A 16,765-nucleotide genomic window follows, 5' to 3' on the forward strand; every position below is an offset into this window, starting at 1 on the left:
TATGTATGCAGCAAGTTCTACGGTCGGTTCAATTAAAAGCCAAGTCAAGCACGCGCAACCAGCGCAAGCACCTCAGCGCCCCATTGATTGACGTGCTTGCCCGAGGCTCGCACCACGCTACCAACATCCGCATGAGCCTCCAGGCAAATTCCGCAGCATCAGTTTGCCCGGAGCGATTTTCCCGGCGTCACGCCACGCTCGGCGCTGTCGGCCAGGAAATCATCGCCCGCGACCTCGAACGCGCGCCGAAGCGCCCCCATCGTCTCGCCATGAAAGCCGATGATCGGGGTCACGCCCAGCACTCGCCCAACAAAGATATTGTCCCGATCGTCGAATTCGATGTGAGCCGTGCAGCCTTTGTATTGCATGGTATTCACGGATTCCCTCCTGCCCACTCCAAGAACTCACGGGCCGCTTCCCCCTGGTAACGGCGCGCCTCCTTGCCCGGATACGAAAAATGGCGGCGCTGACGATGCCGTCGAGGACCCGCTTCACACGCGCGCCCTCTTACTCCAACACCTCACCACCCAACGACTGCATTAGCGCGCCGATACAGGCAAGCGCCAAGTTGCCCGAAACGGGCTCCGCGAAAATCCCCCCGGCGTTTTACGATGTTTGAAACGCATGCGCAAATGACCGCGCATTCTGCCATCACGCCATGATGGAACGGCCCACCGACCGGGTACCGCGTTCCTCCCGGCTCCCCGCTTCACGTCCAACCTGAATCGAGACGCTGCTCGCGCGGCCGGATCTCCATCACAGCAATGTAGACAATTCTTTCTAGACAAATTATTCTACATCGCATCGCACCACCCGCTCCGACTCCAAGATGGCCAAGACTCCCCCGCCCACCAAACCGACCGCCGCCGAACTCGATCTCCTGCGCGTGCTGTGGCCGCTCGGCCCCGCCACCGTGAAGCAGGTCCATCAGACCATGCAGGCGGAGCGCCCGGACGTCACCTACGCCACCGTCCTGCGCCAGATGCAGATCATGCATGCCAAGGGGCTACTGACGCGTGACGAAAGTGAACGCTCGCACGTGTACGCACCCGCACACAGCCAGAACGCGCTGCAAACCCGCCTCCTGAAGGAACTGATCCACAAGGCGTTCTCCGGCTCGGGCAAGGCGCTCGTGCTGGCCGCGTTGCGCGGGCACGTCACGAAGAAAGAACGCGACGAGATCCAGCAATTCCTGCACGGAGAGGATCGGTGAGCGCTGCGTCCCCGGTGTTCGTCCAGGCCGTGGGCTGGGCGCTCCTGCATTTCGTCTGGAAAGGCGCGTTGATCGGCATCGCTGCGGCGCTGTCGCTCAGGCTGCTTCGCGAAGCCGATCCGCGCGCCCGTTATGCGCTGCTGACCAGCGTCGAAGGCGAAACCAACGACTACGCGCTCGTGCGTCCGCCCGGCCGCGCGCCCCTGCTCGCCGCGGCCTATTACGACGCCCCCGGCTTCAGCTGGGAAGCCCGCGAAGCCGTGCTGCGCGAAGCGGGCGCGGCCTTCGTGACATGGGCGACGGAGGCCGCGTGAACACGAGCGCCGCGCCCCGGAATCATCGGATCGACGTGCTGCGCGGCATCTCGATCCTGCTCGTCCTGTTTCATCACTTCAACATCGCCTACCGCCTGGATGACACCACGCTCGCGCACCTGTTCGGCCGGGAGGCGGTGCGCGCGGTCGCGCGCAACGGCAACTACGGCGTGACGATGTTCTTCGTCATCTCGGGCTACCTGATCACCGCGAATACGGCGCGGCGCTGGTCCGGACTCGGCAACGTCCCGATCCGCGTGTTCTACGCCTTGCGGATCGCGCGCATCCTGCCCTGCCTGCTGTTGCTGCTGGTCGTCGTCAACGTGCTCGCCGCCGTCGGCGTCGCGATCTTCCAGAATCACGCCGAAACCGGCTCACCGGTGTCCTTCTGGCTCGTGAACCTCGCCTCGCTGACGTTCTGGATGAACGTGCTGATCGGCACACACGGCTGGATCAACTACCCGCTCGGCGTGCTGTGGTCACTGTCGGTCGAAGAGGTGTTCTACCTGTCGTTCCCGCTGCTGTGCGTCGCCTTGAGGCGCGAGTCGCGGCTCGTCGCCTTCTGGATCGCGATCATCCTCGTCGGCCCCGTGTATCGATACACGCATCAAGGCGATGCAGAGAATTTCCTCTACGCCTACTTCGCCTGCTTCGATGCGATCGCTATCGGGTGCTGCACGGCCCTGCTCGCCCGACGCGTCGCGCTGCGCGAGCAGGCCCGCGCGTGGCTGCGCTGGCTCGCCGCCGCGGCGATGGTCGTCCTGTACCTGTCCTGGCCGATCAGCGAAGCCAACGTGCCCGGAATCACGGCGATGGCGCTCGGCACCGCCGCGCTGCTGCTCACCGGACAGGAAAACCCTGCCGAAGCGACGCGTCGGCGCGCACGCGCATCCGCGTGGCTCGAATGGTTCGGCCGCCTCAGCTACGAGTTGTATCTGTTCCATCTGATCGTGCTCGGCCTGCTGAAAGCACGCTTTCCCCGGCCGGACGTGACGGGCAACGACAAGCTGGCACTGCTGGCCGTCTATCTGCTGCTGTCGGCCGCATCGAGCGCGTTGATCGCGCGGTGCTACGCGGAGCCGCTGAATCGCGGCATACGCCGACGGCTGACGCCGGGGCTGTCGTCGCCGGCGCGGCGCGGCGCGACGTCCGGCGCGCTCGATCCCGACGCCTGAACGCGACGCATGCACGACCTGAGCGCGCCGATGCGCGCGCTCAGGTCGCCGGGCATCCCGGCGCGCGCCGCGCGAAGCCGGCCGGAAACGGCACGAGCGAGACACGGGCGAGACGTGACGGACCGAGCATCCCTCGGGTCACGCTCGCAACCTGCGCGTCGCGGCATCGCAATCGACGCGCCACCCGCCGCGCACGGCAGCGCACGGCGCGCCCGGCCGGCCGCGCTCACTCGCGCCCACCCGCCCCGCGAGGCCGTCCACCCGCGCGCGCCACGCGCCGCTCGCGCCAGCCAGTAGCGCGAAAACGCCCACGCCCCGAACGCGGCCAGCGTCAGCAGCACCGACGCGAGCGGCAGCCCCCACACGCCCCAGTGGTCGGCCACCCGCCCGCCGATGCTCGCGCCCAGCGAAATCCCCGCGAAGATGCCCGACGAATTGAGCGCGAGCACCATGCCGCGACAGCCCGGTTCGAGCGCCACCACGCGCCGCAGCTGCGACGGATAAAACAGGTCCTGCATCAGCGCCCACACCATCAGCAGACCCAGCGCGCCGACGAAACGCACGCTGTCGGGCAGCCCGCCCTCGAAGACGAGCAAGCCGCAGAACACCGGCAGCATCGCGCCCATCGCGATCCCGAGCAGCCGATCGGCCGACGCGCGTCGCGCCGCCCGTTGCGCGACGAGATTGCCGAGCACGCCCGTCACGCCGAACACGAGCAGCGCGAACGCGCCCGCCTCGGCGCTCGCGCCGAAGCGGGCGGTCAAGAACGGCAGGATCAGCGTGTAGGTCGCGAAGAATGCGGCGGTCTGCAACACCACCACGGCGAGCCCGGCCCCGGTCGCGGGCCGCGCAAGCAGGCGCGCGAGCCCCGCCGGGCGCATCCGTTCGCCGCGCGTCGCATCGTGCACGCGCGCCGCGATCCAGGCCGCGCTGCCCAGCGCGAGCGCGGCGAGCAGGCCGTACACCGCGCGCCAGCCCAGCATCTGCGCGACCCACGCCGCGAGCGGCGCGCTGATCACGCTCGACAGCGTCACGCCGACGAACACGATCGCGAGCGCCCGCCCCTGCCGTTCGCCGGGCACGAGCCCCGCGCCGATCGCCGTCGCGACCGGGCTCACCGCCCCCGCGCCGACGCCGGCCGCGACGCGCGTCGCCATCAGCCAGCCGAAGCTCGGCGCGAACGCGCCGGCCAGCGTGCCCAGCGCCATCGTCAGCAAGCCGCCCAGCAACAGGCCGCGACGGCGCCGATGCCCCGCGACGATCTGGATCAGCGGCGCGCCCACCGCGAACGTCACCGAAAACGCCGCCATCAGCAAGGCCGCGCGCCCCGGCGCGATCCCCCAGTCCGCCGCGAGCCCCGGCAATGCGCCGACCGTCCCATACGACATGCTGCCCATCGCGAAATTGGCGCTGGCGAGCGCGAACAGCGCACGCCGTTCCTGCCGTTCCATCGTCATCGCATCCTCCCGTCCGTCATGCGCGGCCCCGACGGCCACGCCCGGCGCCAGTGTGCGCAAATCCTTGGTATATTTGAAATCGATTGTAGATATGTGAGCCATCCATATGCCCGATATGTCTGCCCCGCTGCGCAGCGCCGATCTCGGCCTGCTCGTCGCGCTCGACGTGCTGCTCGACGAGGCCAACGTGACGCGCGCGGCCGCCCGGCTGCATCTGAGCCAGCCGGCCCTGTCCGCGCAGCTCGCGCGGCTGCGCGCCTTGCTCGGCGACCCGCTGCTGGTGCCCGCGCAGAACGGCCGCGGCATGACGCCGACCGCGCGGGCGCTGGCGATCCGCGCGCCGTTGCGCGCCGCGCTGCACGGGCTGCACGCGGCGCTGCGGCAAGGCGAGGCGTTCGATCCCGCCGACGCGACGCGCACTTTCCAGGTCATCGCGAGCGACAACGGCGTGGTGATGGTCGGGCTCGATCTGCTGAGACGCGTCGAAGCGGACGCGCCGGGGCTGCGCATCGGCTTTCGCAACGCGAGCGCGGACACCTACGGCGCGCTGCTCGAACGCGGCGACGCCGATCTGCTGATCGCCGCCGGTTTCGCGGTGCCGCGCGGCATGCAGGCGCAGCCGCTGCTGCGCGAGCGCTACGTGATGGCGCAGCGCAAGGGGCATCCGCGCGGGCTCGCGCCGCCCGATCTCGACGCGTACTGCGCACTGCGCCATGTGATCGTGTCGGGCGACGGCGGCGGCTTCCACGGCTTCATGGACGATCTGCTGCACGCGCGCGGCCTGACGCGCCAGGTCGCGGTATCGGTCCACCAGTACCACCTGGCGCCGCTCGTGCTGGAGGCGACCGACTGCGTATGCGCGTTGCCCGAGCGCTTCCTGATGCGCTTCGCCGACCGGCTCGACCTGCTGCCGCTGCCGCTCGACACCGAGGGCTTCACGCTGCACGCCGCATGGCACCCGCGCTGGCAGGCCGATCCCGCGCATCGGTGGCTGCGTGAGCAGTTGTATGCGCTGAGCGCGGCGCAGCAGATCGAGGCGTCGGCCTAGCCCCGGCGGGATGACGACGCGACGCGCTGCCGAAGCCGGTGCGCGCGGGTCGAGCCGCCGAGGTCGCGGCCCATCGGCCATGCCCCCGGTCGGGCAGGCTGATCGCCGCCGAACCCGCGCCCCCGCGCGATCTCCGCAAAAACCCGCCCCTGCCCACCCCGCCGTCAATCCCTTATGATGACCCGGCGTTGCCCGGCCGCTCATCCGGGCAACGCCGCCGCGCCCGCTGCAAGACCGCCCCAGGAATCGAGGATGAACCACCCGTCTCAAGCCGCCGTGCTCGAACAACACGCGCAGGCCGCCGCCCGCGCCGGACGCGCCGACGAAGCGCTCGCACACTGGCGTGACGCGCTCGCGCTCGACCCGTCGCGCCTGCCCGCCTCGCTCGACCTCACGTATCTGCTCGCCGAGTCCGGCGCGACCCGCGCGGCGATCGACTGGTGCGCGCAGTGGGCGGCGCGCGCGCCCGGCTCGCCGCTGCCCTGGCTGCAGGCCGGCATCCTGGCGTCGAACTACCTGACCGACGGCCAGGAGGCCATCGAACACTTCCACCGCGCGCTGCGCATTGCGCCGCGCGACAGCCGCGCGCACGCGGCGCTCGCCCAGCTCTACCTGTTCTCGCACGATCCCGCGCTGATGCGCTTTCACGCGGCGCGCGCGCTCGACGAGGCCGATCCGGCCGACGCCTTGCGGATCCGCTGCCGCTACCTGTCCGACTACGGTCGCGCGGCGGCGGACGGCGAGGCCTGGCTCGCCGCGCACCCGGACGACGTCGACGCGCTGCTGACCGTCGGCAAGGCGCACTACATGCAGCGCGCGTTCGACGCCGCGCGGCCGTGCTTCGAGCGTGCGGTCGCGCTCGCGCCGACCCGCATCGACGCGATCGGCGCGCTCGGCGAGCTGGAGATCCTGCTCGGCGACACGGCGGGCGGCTGGCGTCGCCTCGACGGCCTCGCGAACGCGGCGCATCTCGACGCCCGCTATCCCGGCCTCACCCCGTTCCACGATCGTCGCTGGCGCGGCGAGCCGCTCGCGGGCAAGCGCATCCTGGTCGCGTACTACGCGGGCATCGGCGACAACCTGATGATGGCGCGCTACGCGCGCGACCTGAAGGCGGCCGGCGCGCACGTGACCTTCGCCTGCCGCCCGGAACTGCTGCGGCTGATGCAGGATCTCGACGGCGCCGACGAAGTCGCCCCGACCTGGCTCATCGAGCGCTGGCCCAGCTTCGACTACTGGGTGTTCGACTACCTGCTGCCCGCCCACCTCGGCATGCCCGACGGCGCGCGGCGCGCGTATCTGCACGCGCCCGCGGCCGCGCGGCAACGCTGGGCCGCCGAACTCGCGCGCTACCCCGCGCCGCTCAAGGTCGGCCTCTGCTGGTACAGCAACCCGCACAATTTCAGCGGCATCGACCGCTTCGTGCCCCCCGCCGCGCTCGCGCCGCTCGCGCGCATTCCCGGCATCGACTGGTTCGTGCTGCAAAAGAACGGCGCGAACGACGCCCTCGCCGAACAGGCGGGCCTCATCGCGCACGATCTGTCGAACCGCTGGGCGGACTTCGCGGACACGGCCGGCTTCATCGACGCGCTCGACCTCGTGATCTCGATCGATTCGTCGCCGCTGCATCTCGCGGGCGCGCTCGGCAAGCCCGCATGGGGCCTGCTGCCCGCCGCGCCGGAATGGCGCTGGGGCCTCGCGGGCGAGCATTCGGCGTGGTATCCGTCGCTGCGGCTGTTCCGCCAGCACACGCTGCACGACTGGGACGACGTCGTCGCGCAGGTCGACGCGGCGCTGCGCGCGCGCGTGGCCGACGCGCGCACGGTGCGCTGAGTCCGGCCGGTTTTCGCGCCGCATGCGCGGGCGCGCCGCCCCCCGCCCGGCATCGACCGCGCACGGCCTTTGCGCGGCGGCCCCGCGTCACAGGTTAAACTCTCCCCTCGCGCGCCGCCCCGCCGGGCGGTCGCGGTCAATGGCAGCCGCGCCCCCGCGCGGCCTGCACCGACCCATGGAGCATGTCTTGATGCGCGGCGGCCTCTCGCGTCCCATCCTTCGTTTGCCGAATCCCGTCGTCACCGCGACTCCGATCCTCCTCGCCGCGTTCGCGCTGTCGGGCTGCGCGCTGCTGCGCGCGCCGCAGGCGCCCGCGCCGATCACCGACGCGCTCGTGATGCCCGTCGAGCCGGCCAGCGAGCCGGTCGCGACGCCCGAGCCCGCGTCCGAGCCGGAGGCGTCCAGCGCCGGCCAGAAAAAGCCGCGCAGGGAGCCTCCGCACCCGCCAGGATCGCCCGGCCCGCGCCGCCGCCGCCTCCCCCGCCGCCGCCGCCCGCGCCGCTCGTGACGATGCGCGCGATCGATCGCGGCCAGGTGCACTCGTTGCTCGACAGCGAGGTGCAAAAGCGCGGCGGCAAGGTGATCGGCCGCGCGGTCGACATGGTCGCCGACGCGGCGGGCAAGCCGCGCGAGATGATCGTCAACCTGCAGGGCTTCATGGGGGTCGGCGATCGCAAGATGAGCTTCCCGTGGAGCCTGTTCCGCTTCACGCCGGGCGGCCGCAACGAGCCGATCGTGCTCGACCTGCCGGCCGGCCAGCTGTCCGCCGGCGCGCGCCCGCACATCGTGCCGCGCGACGGCCCGGTGAGCGACAGCGCCGCGGCAAGCCGCATGCCGGTGCTCGACAGCGACGTCGAACGCCCGAACGGCGCGAAGGTCGGCCGCGTGGTCGACGTGCTGATCGACCGCGCCGCGCAGCCGCAGGCCGTCGTGCTCGACGTGAGCGGCCTCGTGAGCCCGGACCGGCGCACGATTGCCGCGAACTGGTCGGCGCTGCGCTTCGCGCCGAAGGACAAGTCGCTGCGCGCGCTGCTCGATCTCAGCGAGGCGCAGATCAAGGCCTCGCCGCCGTACGCGCACGACAAGCCGATCCTCGCGGTCTCGCCCGCCGCCGCCGGCACGCCGGCCTCCGCTCCGGGTGCAAGCCGATGACGGTCCACGCGGTAAGCGCACGCAGCCTGCGCGCCCTCGACTGGCTGAATTTTTTCGTGGCGAACGTGCAAACCGGTTTCGGGCCGTTCATCGCGTCCTATCTCGCCTCGCACAAATGGACCCAGGGCGAGATCGGGATGGTGCTGTCGATCGGCACGATCAGCGCGATGGTGAGCCAGGTGCCGGGCGGCGCCGCGGTCGACGCGCTGAGGAACAAGAAAGGCGCGGCGGCCTGGGCGATCGGCGCGATCATCCTGAGCGCGGTGCTGCTCGCGTCGAGCCCGACCATCGTGCCGGTGATCGCGGCCGAGGTGTTCCACGGCTTCGCGAGCTGCATGCTGGTGCCGGCGATGGCCGCGATCTCGTTCGCGCTGGTCGGGCGCGCGAACCTCGGCGACCGGCTCGGCCGCAACGCGCGCTGGGCGTCGATCGGCAGCGCCGTCGCCGCCGGGCTGATGGGCCTGACGGGCGAGTATTTCTCCGCGCGCGCGGTGTTCTGGCTGACCGCCGCGCTCGCGCTGCCCGCGCTGGTCGCGCTCGCGATGATCCAGCCGACCCACGCGGTCGCGACGCCCGCCGCGCCGCGGCCCCGCGACGACGACGCGCTCGGCGAGCGCGAGACCCTGCGCGAGCTGCTGCGCGACCGCCGCATGCTGACCTTCGCCGCCTGCGTCGTGCTGTTCCATCTGTCGAACGCGGCGATGCTGAACCTCGCCGCGGGCGAGGTGACGGCCGGCATGGGCGACAACGTGCAGCTCGTGATCGCGGCGTGCATCATCGTGCCGCAGGCGATCGTCGCGATGCTGTCGCCGTGGGTCGGGCGCTCGGCGCAGCGCTGGGGCCGGCGGCCGATCCTGCTGCTCGGCTTCTCCGCGCTGCCGATCCGCGCACTGCTGTTCGCGGGCGTGGGCAGCCCCTACCTGCTGGTGCCGGTGCAGATGCTCGACGGCCTGAGCGCCGCGGTGTTCGGCGTGATGCTGCCGCTGATCGCGGCCGACGTCGCGGGCGGCAAGGGGCGCTACAACCTCTGCATCGGGCTGTTCGGTCTCGCGGCCGGCATCGGCGCGACGCTGAGCACCGCGCTCGCCGGCTTCGCCGCCGACCATTTCGGCAATGCGGTCAGCTTCTTCGGCCTCGCCGCCGCGGGCGCGCTCGCGGTGCTGCTGGTGTGGCTCGCGATGCCCGAGACGCGCGATGCCTCGCCCCTGGACAACCCGGTGGAACCCTCCGCCGACGCGGCGCGCTGACGCGCCGACCGGAACGCCCATGGACCCTCAAACCACCTTCACCGAGGCCCGCCGCCAGATTCAGCAGTCGGTGCTGTCGCTGTTCAAGGGGCTGTCGCTGCGCGAGCGGGTGGTGCAGGGCGCGCTGATGGCGCTGCAGGCGGTGATCGGCGCGAGCCTCGCCTACGGGATCGGCCGCGCGCTGCACACCGAGCAGGCGGTGTGGGCGGCCGTCACCGCGATCGCGGTGACCCAGCACAACTACGCGGACACGATGAGCCTGTCGCGCGACCAGTTCATCGGCGCGATGGTGGGCGGGGTGCTCGGCTTCGCGGGCGCCGCGTTCGGCGGCGGCCACTACCTTGCCTATGCGATCACGATCGTGGTCGTGATCATCTGCTGCTGGTGTCTCAATGTCGGCAGCGCCGCGCGGCTCGGCGGGGTGACGGCGACCATCGTGCTGCTGTTCCCTGGCAACGGCCCGCTGTGGGACATCCCGCTCGTCCGGCTCGGCGAGGTGACGCTCGGCACGCTCTGCGCGCTCGTGGTGTGCTGGACGTTGTCGCTGTTCGAACGGCGCGTGCTCGCGAAGCGCCGGGACGCCGACGCCCCGCGCATGTGAAAAACGGGCGCTGCTGCGCCCGTTTCCGTGTCGTGCCCGATCGATTCCGCGTGCTTACGGCCCGATCCGCAGCACGACGCCCGTCGAAATCTGCACCAGCAGATAATCGCCGCCGACGCCGACCCAGTGATAGCCGCGCGGCGGCGGCGTCAGGCGATAGGCGCGCCAGTCGTCGATCACGTACTGGCGATCCCAATACTCGCGCGGCAGGCGATCGCCGCGCCGCCAGTCGCGGTGGGTTTCCTCGACGCGCGGCGGCGGGCCGTCCGGACGATGCTCGGGCGCCATCTCGTGCCGCTCCGGGCCGCCGGGACCGGAGCCGGGACCGCCGTAGCCCTGCGCATGCGCGAGCGGCGCGACCAGCGCGCCCGCCACCACTGAAGCCAGCAACACACGATGCATTCTCATCGAGGATCTCCCGTGTCGAGCCCGCCGCCCAATGCGGCGTGGCAGCAGCGAGCCTAGCATAGTCGCCCCGCGCCTTGCAGGTCGGCCGCTCAGGCCGCCTGCTGCTGGTACTGGATCCGGTGCAGGTGCGCGTAGAGCCCGTTCTGCTTCAGCAGTTCGTCGTGGCTGCCCGCTTCCGCGATCCGGCCCGACTCCAGCACGAGGATCCGGTCCGCGCGCTCGATGGTCGACAGCCGGTGCGCGATCACGAGCGTGGTGCGCCCTTCCATCAGGCGTTCCAGCGCGGCCTGCACATGGCGCTCGGACTCCGAGTCGAGCGCGGAGGTCGCCTCGTCGAGGATCAGGATCGGCGCGTTCTTGTAGATCGCGCGCGCGATCGCGAGCCGCTGCCGCTGGCCGCCCGACAGGCGCATCCCGTTGCCGCCGACCAGCGTGTCGAGGCCGTCCGGCATCGCCGCCACCGCGTCGGCCAGGTTCGCGGCCTCGAGCGCCGCCTGCACGCGCGCGCGATCGGGCGTCTGGCCGTAGGCGACGTTCGCCGCGATCGTGTCGTTGAACAGCACGACGTCCTGGCTGACCATCGCCATCTGGCCGCGCAGCGCATGCACGTCGAAGTCCTGGATCGGCACGCCGTCGACCAGGATCGTGCCGCCCGTCGGATCGAAAAAGCGCGGCAGCAGGTTGACGAGGGTCGTCTTGCCGCTGCCCGACGGCCCGGCCAGCGCGATCATCTCGCCCGGCGCGACCTTGAACGAGATGCGGTCGAGCGTCGGCCGGCCGGTCGCGCCGTAGTCGAACATCACGTCGCGGAACTCCAGCTCGCCGCGCGCGTGCGGCAAGGCCCGGCCGCCGCCCTTCGGCTCGGCCGGCTCGTCGATCAGCCCGAAGATCAGCTCGGCCGCCGTCATGCCGCGCTGCAGCGGCTGGTTGACGTCGATCAGGTGCTTGAGCGGCGAGATCACGAGCAGCATCGCGGACACGAACGCGACGAAGCCGCCGACCGTGGTCTGGTTGCTCGACGACTGCACCACCGCGATCGTGATCACGACCGCGAGCGCGATCGAGGCGAGGAACTGCGTGAGCGGCTGCGCGAGCCCGCCCGACACCGCCATCCGCATCGCATAGCCGCGCAGGCGCTTGCTCATCTCGGCGAAGCGGCTCGATTCGTACGGCTCGCCGTTGTGGACCTTCACGACCTTGTAGCCGGCCACCGTCTCCTCGACGATGTAGGACAGCTCGTTGGTGAGCGTCTGGTGCTCGCGGTTCAGGCGGCGCAGCCGGCGGTTGATCTTGCTGACGAGCCAGCCGATCCCGGGCAGGATCACCGCGACGATCAGCGTCAGGCGCCAGTTCAGGTAGAACAGGTAGCCGAGCAGGAACACCACGGTCAGCGAATCGCGCACGAGCGTGATCATCACGCCCGTCAGCACCGCGAGGATCTGGTTGACCTCGAACACGATCGCGTTGATCACCGTGCTGGCCGTCTCGCGCTGGAAGAACGACGCGCTCGTGTGGAGCATGCGCTCGAACATCTTGAGCCGCAGCTGCAGCAGGATCCGGTTCGATACGTAGTTAAGCAGGTAGCTCGACGCGTACTGCGCGACGCCGCGCACGAGCGCGAGGCCGATCACGGCCGCGGGCACGAACCACTTCGCGTTCTCGCTGCTGTGCGCGCCGAAGCCATGGTCGAGCAGCGGCTTGAGCAGCGCGGGAATCCCGGCCTCGGTCGCCGCGACCACGCCCATGGTGGTGACCGCGAGCACGATCGCGCCGAGCAGCGGCTTGATGTACGGCCACAGGCGGCGCAGCACGGACTTCGGCGAGGTGCCGTCGGCGTCCATCGGTTTGCGTAGAGTGTTCTGGGTTTCCAAGACGATCCTTCTGAGGCCGGCGTCGCGTGCGACGGGCGGTGGCACGCTTGCCGAAAAATGGCGAAACATTATAGCTGGAGCGCCCCGACCACGCGGCCCGGCGCGCCGTCGCGGGTATACTCGCGCTCTATTCCATTGCGCCCTCTTTCGACCTCATGGCAGAACCCACTCTCGGCGTCGCGCTGATCGCGCACAACGCCGGCCGCCGGCTGGCCGAGTGCCTCGACGCGCTGTCGTTCGCGGACGCGATCGTCGTCGTCGATGGCGGCAGCACCGACGACACCGTCGCGATCGCGCAGGCGCGCGGCGCGCGCGTGATCGTCGCGCCGGACTGGCCGGGCTTCGGCCCGCAGAAGAACCGCGCGCTCGCCGCGCTCGACACCGACTGGATCCTGTCGATCGACACCGACGAGATCGTGACGCCCGACCTGGCCGCGTCGATTGGCGCGGCGCTGCGCGCGCCGCGGGCCGAGGTGTACGCGCTCGACCGGCTGTCGAGCTTCTGCGGCCACTGGATCCGCCACGGCGGCTGGTATCCGGACTGGCTGCCGCGGCTGTTCCGGCGCGGCGCGGCGCGCTTCTCGGACGATCTCGTGCACGAGCGCCTGGTGTTCGAGGGCCCCGCGCGGCGGCTCGACGGCAAGCTGCTCCACTATTCCTACGAGGATGTCGACGCGGTGCTGCACAAACTCGACGCCTATTCGAGCGCGGGCGCGCGCCAGCGCCGCGCGGCCGGCCAGCGCGGCGGCTTCGGCAAGGCGCTCGGCCGCGGCGCCTGGGCGTTCGTGCGCACCTACCTGCTGCGGCGCGGCTTCCTCGACGGCCGCGCGGGCTTCATGATCGCCGTGTTCAACGCCGAGACCGTCTACTACCGTTTCCTGAAGCTCGGCGAGCCGCGCGACGGCGCGTGACGCCCGCGACGGTACAATGCGGACCACGCGCCGTCGCGCGGCTCCCCCAGACCCCACCCAGAGCGCCATGTTCTCCATCATCATCCCGACCTGGAACAATCTCCCGTACCTGCGGCTCGTCATCGAGAGCCTGCGCACCCATTCGCGCCACCCGCACCAGATCATCGTGCACGTGAACGACGGCTCGGACGGCACGCTGGACTGGGTGCGCAGCGAAGGCCTCGACTACACCGCGTCGCCGACCAACATCGGCATCTGCCACGCCGTGAACCTCGCCGCCGCGCGCGCCACGCAGGACTACATCGTCTACATGAACGACGACATGTACTGCTGCCCGGGCTGGGACGCCGCGCTCGCGACGCGCCTCGCGCACATGCCGGACACGCGCTTCATGCTGTCGGGCACGATGATCGAGCCGGTGGACACGGGCAACCCGTGCGTGGTGGTGCGCGACTTCGGCCGCGACGCGGACCGCTTCGACGCGGCGGGCCTCGCCGAGGCGACTGCCTCGCTCGCGCGCGGCGACTGGCTCGGCGCGACCTGGCCGCCGACCCTGGTCCACCGCGACTGGTGGCACCGGGTGGGCGGCTACAGCAGCGAGCTGAGCCCCGGCATGAGCAGCGACAACGACTTCTCGATGAAGATGTGGGACGCGGGCTGCCGGATCTTCCTCGGCGTCGGCGACAGTCTCGTCTATCACTTCCAGCAGAAAAGCACCGGCAAGGTCATCAAGAACAACGGCCGCAAGCAGTTCCTCGCCAAGTGGGGCATGACGCAGGCCACCTTCGACCGCTTCTACCTGCGGCGCGGCGAACCGGCCGGCGCGACGCTCGCGCTCGCCGATCCGCCCGTCGACGGCAGCCTCAAGCGCGCCCTGCTGCGCTCGCGCATCAAGCGCGTATTCGGCTGAACGCGCCGCGCCAAACAGGCGCGCGCGCCGATCCGCATCACGTATACTGCGCTGCTGTCCGTCGTGGCTCCGCCGCGCGCCGACGCGGCCCGAGCGCCGCCCCGCGCGGTTCGCGCCGCGCCTTTTCACCTCTGGCCCGTTCCGATGCAATCTGTTCCAGCCCCCATTTCACGGCGCCTGATCGCCGCCCGCGTCTTCGCCCTCATCGCGCTGTGCATGGTGCCCGTCTCGACGGCGCTCACCAACGTGTTCTGCGCGCTGTTCGCCGTCGCCGCGCTGAGCGCGCCGGAATTCTGGCGCAACCTCCCCTCGCTGGTGCGGCAACGCGCCTCGCTCGCCGCGCTGCTGCTGCTCGGCGCGCTCGCGCTGAGCGTCTCGTACACGGTCATGACGCCGACCTCGGTGGCCTGGGAATGGGTCGCGAAATACAACAAGCTGCTGCTGCTGCCGTTCGCGGTGCTCGTCTTCAAGGACGCGCACCCGTCGTGGGCGACGGCCACGCGCTGGAGCTGGTTCCTCACGCTGTGCGTGATCCTGCTGCTGTCGACGACCAACTACCTCGGCCTCACCCACCTGGGCCCGGCCTATCACACCGAGCTGCCGCTGTCGCGCGCCTGGGTGTTCAAGAACCACATCGCGGCAGGCATGTTCGGCGCGCTGCTGTTCTACCAGGCCTTCGACTTCGCGCTGTCCACCCGGTCGTGCCGCGCGCGGCTCGCGTTCGCCGCGGTCGGCGTGCTCGCGCTGCTGAACGTGTTCGTGATGCTGCAGGGCCGCACCGGCCAGCTGATCGCGGTGCTGCTCGCGTTCGTGGTCGCGCTGCGCTTCATCCTGATCCAGCGCCGCAAGGCGCCGCTGCGCGCCGCGCTCGCGGCGGGCCTGCTGCTCGCCGGCGTGGCGGCGCTGGTGGTGGCCGCCTGCACGATGCAGGGCGGCCGGCTGACGAAGGTCACGACGGAAATCCGCGACTACCAGCAGCACGACGCGATCACCTCGACCGGCCTGCGGCTCGAGTGGTATCGCAAGGGGTTCGACCTGTACGTGCAGCGGCCCGTGCTCGGCTATGGCGCGGGCGGTCTGCAGTATGAGTTCGCGAAGCTGGCGGAAGGCCGCACGAAGGCCGAGGGCATCCTCACCTCGAACCCGCACAACGAGTACCTGCTGATGGCGGTTCAGCTCGGCGCGGTCGGCCTGCTGCTGTTCCTCAACCTGCTCGTGCAGATCTTCCGGACGGGCTGCGCGCTCGATCCGCGCGCGCGGCAGTTGCTGTACGCGTGGCTCGCGATCTTCGCGATCGGCAGCCTCGCCAACTCGCTGCTGCTCGACTTCGCGGAAGGCCACCTGCTGGTGCTGCTCGCCGGCATCCTGCTCGGCTGCGGCCACCGCGCCGCGCCCGGCTACCGGGTCGCGCCCGCCGTCTGAGCGGCCGTCAGCCCGCGCGCGGCGGCCGCGTCAGCGCCGACACATCGATCGGCGCAACCTCTGGAGCCGCCGGCGCCTCGGCCGGCAGGCCCATCATCTCGAGCGCCGCGCCGGTCACGCGCGCCACGCTCAGATTCACGAGGCAATCGCTGCGGCTGTCGACATGGCGCTCGCAGCCTTCGTGCCGGCACGGCACGCAGTCGCCCTCTCCCTGCATCAGATAGACATTGGCCAGGCGGCCGGAGCCGCGCAGCGGCCACGGATTGCGGTCGGCCGGCCAACCTTGCGGCCAGGGGCCCCAGCGCACCGGATCGGACGGCCCGAACAGCGCGACGGTCGGCGTGCCGGTGGCCGCCGCGACATGGGTCGCGCCGGTATCGGGGCCGATGAACAGACGCGCGCGCCGCACCAGCTCGGCGCTCTCGGCGAAGCTCAGCTCGCCGACCAGGTTCAGCAGGTCGCCGCCCGCCCGCGCCGCGATCTCGTCCGCATACGCGCGCTCGTTCGCGGCCGGGCCGCCGCTCAGCGCCACGGCATAGCCGCGCGCGCGCAGCCAGCCGACGAGCGCGACCCAGCCGTCGGCGCGCCATTGCTTGTAGGCATACATCGGATACGGATGCAGCACGACGAGCGGCCGCCCCGCCGCGACCGCCGCCGACGCCGCGAGCCGCGCGTCGAAGCGCGCGCGCGCCGCCGGGTCCGCGCCGATGCCCGGCGCGACCACCTGCGGGACCGGCTCGATGCCGAGCGCGGACGCCAGCGCGAGCGTGCTCACCACGGTATGCGCGGACGCATGATGATTGATCGCGATACGGTTCAGCATCAGGCGGGTCCACCAGCTGACCCGTTCCGGATCGACGAGGCCGGCCCGCTGCCTGCCGCCGAACCACGCGTAGAAGCGCGGCCGGTCCGAGCTGAGCGCCGCGCACGCGAGGTCGTAGCGCCGCCACAGCGCGGCCGCGTCGCGCAGCCGTTCGCCGAACTTCGCGCGCGGCTTGACGAGGATCACCCGGCGCAGGTCGGGATTGCCCTCGAGCACGCCCTCGGTGCCGCGAAACACCAGCATGTCGATCTGCGCCTCGGGCCAGCGCGCCTTCAGCGAGCGGACGAGCGGCGTCGTCAGCAGCACGTCGCCGATGCGGCGGGTGGCGACGACGAGGATGCTGCGCGGCGGGCGCGAGTCGGAAAAGAGAGCGGCCAAGG

At 71.0% G+C, this 16,765-nt stretch carries 15 protein-coding genes and 1 pseudogene; 11 read left to right on the forward strand and 5 right to left on the reverse strand.

What is annotated here, in order from left to right; translation table 11 throughout:
- Positions 1 to 158 precede the first annotated feature (158 nt).
- On the reverse strand, positions 159 to 377 hold the full coding sequence (locus tag Bsp3421_RS24630) for a type II toxin-antitoxin system HicB family antitoxin (protein ID WP_274004217.1): 219 nt from the start codon (positions 375 to 377) through the stop codon (positions 159 to 161).
- 452 nt (positions 378 to 829) lie between these two features.
- Between Bsp3421_RS24630 and Bsp3421_RS24635 the strand changes: the two genes are divergently transcribed.
- Genes Bsp3421_RS24635 through Bsp3421_RS24645 form a run of 3 tightly spaced genes read left to right on the forward strand, consistent with a single transcriptional unit; the run spans position 830 to position 2,702 of the window.
- Positions 830 to 1,213 (forward strand): BlaI/MecI/CopY family transcriptional regulator, encoded by a 384-nt coding sequence (locus tag Bsp3421_RS24635; RefSeq protein WP_274004218.1) that lies wholly within the window; start codon positions 830 to 832, stop codon positions 1,211 to 1,213.
- Positions 1,210 to 1,527 (forward strand): hypothetical protein, encoded by a 318-nt coding sequence (locus tag Bsp3421_RS24640; protein ID WP_274004220.1) that lies wholly within the window; start codon positions 1,210 to 1,212, stop codon positions 1,525 to 1,527. The genes Bsp3421_RS24635 and Bsp3421_RS24640 overlap by 4 nt, the downstream gene beginning before the upstream one ends.
- Positions 1,524 to 2,702, forward strand: a complete 1,179-nt coding sequence (locus tag Bsp3421_RS24645; protein WP_274004221.1) for an acyltransferase family protein — start codon at positions 1,524 to 1,526, stop codon at positions 2,700 to 2,702. Before Bsp3421_RS24640 ends, Bsp3421_RS24645 begins: the two co-directional genes overlap by 4 nt.
- Here Bsp3421_RS24645 and Bsp3421_RS24650 read toward each other — a convergent pair.
- Positions 2,597 to 4,153 carry an MFS transporter gene (locus Bsp3421_RS24650; RefSeq protein ID WP_274004222.1) on the reverse strand — a complete coding sequence of 519 codons (1,557 nt, stop codon included), beginning with the start codon at positions 4,151 to 4,153 and terminating at the stop codon, positions 2,597 to 2,599. The two genes, Bsp3421_RS24645 and Bsp3421_RS24650, sit on opposite strands and share 106 nt — an antisense overlap.
- 121 nt (positions 4,154 to 4,274) lie before the next feature.
- Between Bsp3421_RS24650 and Bsp3421_RS24655 the strand changes: the two genes are divergently transcribed.
- The 5 genes and pseudogenes from Bsp3421_RS24655 to Bsp3421_RS24675 all read left to right on the forward strand — a co-directional run bounded on the left by Bsp3421_RS24655 (position 4,275) and on the right by Bsp3421_RS24675 (position 10,040).
- Positions 4,275 to 5,207, forward strand: coding sequence for a LysR family transcriptional regulator (locus tag Bsp3421_RS24655; RefSeq protein ID WP_337995322.1), 933 nt, complete (start codon positions 4,275 to 4,277; stop codon positions 5,205 to 5,207).
- Positions 5,208 to 5,459: 252 nt separating this feature from the next.
- Positions 5,460 to 7,040: a hypothetical protein gene (locus tag Bsp3421_RS24660; RefSeq protein ID WP_274004227.1), complete on the forward strand. Its 1,581-nt coding sequence runs from the start codon at positions 5,460 to 5,462 to the stop codon at positions 7,038 to 7,040.
- 190 nt (positions 7,041 to 7,230) lie between these two features.
- Positions 7,231 to 8,192 (forward strand): annotated as a pseudogene (locus Bsp3421_RS24665) (PRC-barrel domain containing protein).
- Positions 8,189 to 9,439 carry an MFS transporter gene (locus Bsp3421_RS24670; RefSeq protein WP_274004228.1) on the forward strand — a complete coding sequence of 417 codons (1,251 nt, stop codon included), beginning with the start codon at positions 8,189 to 8,191 and terminating at the stop codon, positions 9,437 to 9,439. Before Bsp3421_RS24665 ends, Bsp3421_RS24670 begins: the two are co-directional and overlap by 4 nt.
- 19 nt (positions 9,440 to 9,458) lie before the next feature.
- A complete protein-coding gene (locus Bsp3421_RS24675) occupies positions 9,459 to 10,040 on the forward strand; it encodes an FUSC family protein (RefSeq protein WP_274004229.1) in 582 nt (193 codons plus the stop codon).
- Positions 10,041 to 10,094: 54 nt separating this feature from the next.
- On the opposite strand, the gene Bsp3421_RS24680 is transcribed toward Bsp3421_RS24675, so the two are convergent.
- On the reverse strand, positions 10,095 to 10,448 hold the full coding sequence (locus Bsp3421_RS24680) for an RcnB family protein (RefSeq protein WP_274004231.1): 354 nt from the start codon (positions 10,446 to 10,448) through the stop codon (positions 10,095 to 10,097).
- Between the two features lie 89 nt (positions 10,449 to 10,537).
- A complete protein-coding gene (gene msbA / locus Bsp3421_RS24685) occupies positions 10,538 to 12,289 on the reverse strand; it encodes a lipid A export permease/ATP-binding protein MsbA (RefSeq protein ID WP_337995326.1) in 1,752 nt (583 codons plus the stop codon).
- Between the two features lie 185 nt (positions 12,290 to 12,474).
- Here msbA and Bsp3421_RS24690 point away from each other — a divergent pair, with 185 nt between their 5' ends.
- The 3 genes from Bsp3421_RS24690 (at position 12,475) to Bsp3421_RS24700 (ending at position 15,562) form a co-directional block, all read left to right on the forward strand.
- Positions 12,475 to 13,230, forward strand: coding sequence for a glycosyltransferase family 2 protein (locus tag Bsp3421_RS24690; protein WP_274004233.1), 756 nt, complete (start codon positions 12,475 to 12,477; stop codon positions 13,228 to 13,230).
- Between the two features lie 67 nt (positions 13,231 to 13,297).
- Positions 13,298 to 14,140: a glycosyltransferase family 2 protein gene (locus Bsp3421_RS24695; protein WP_274004234.1), complete on the forward strand. Its 843-nt coding sequence runs from the start codon at positions 13,298 to 13,300 to the stop codon at positions 14,138 to 14,140.
- Positions 14,141 to 14,284: 144 nt separating this feature from the next.
- On the forward strand, positions 14,285 to 15,562 hold the full coding sequence (locus Bsp3421_RS24700) for an O-antigen ligase family protein (RefSeq protein WP_274004236.1): 1,278 nt from the start codon (positions 14,285 to 14,287) through the stop codon (positions 15,560 to 15,562).
- A 7-nt stretch (positions 15,563 to 15,569) separates the two neighbouring features.
- Here the strand turns inward: Bsp3421_RS24700 and Bsp3421_RS24705 are convergent, their stop codons facing one another.
- A complete protein-coding gene (locus tag Bsp3421_RS24705; RefSeq protein ID WP_274004237.1) occupies positions 15,570 to 16,763 on the reverse strand; it encodes a glycosyltransferase family 9 protein in 1,194 nt (397 codons plus the stop codon).
- Positions 16,764 to 16,765 lie beyond the last annotated feature (2 nt).

Source organism: Burkholderia sp. FERM BP-3421 (genome assembly GCF_028657905.1).
In the GTDB taxonomy this organism is placed as follows: Bacteria; Pseudomonadota; Gammaproteobacteria; order Burkholderiales; family Burkholderiaceae; genus Burkholderia.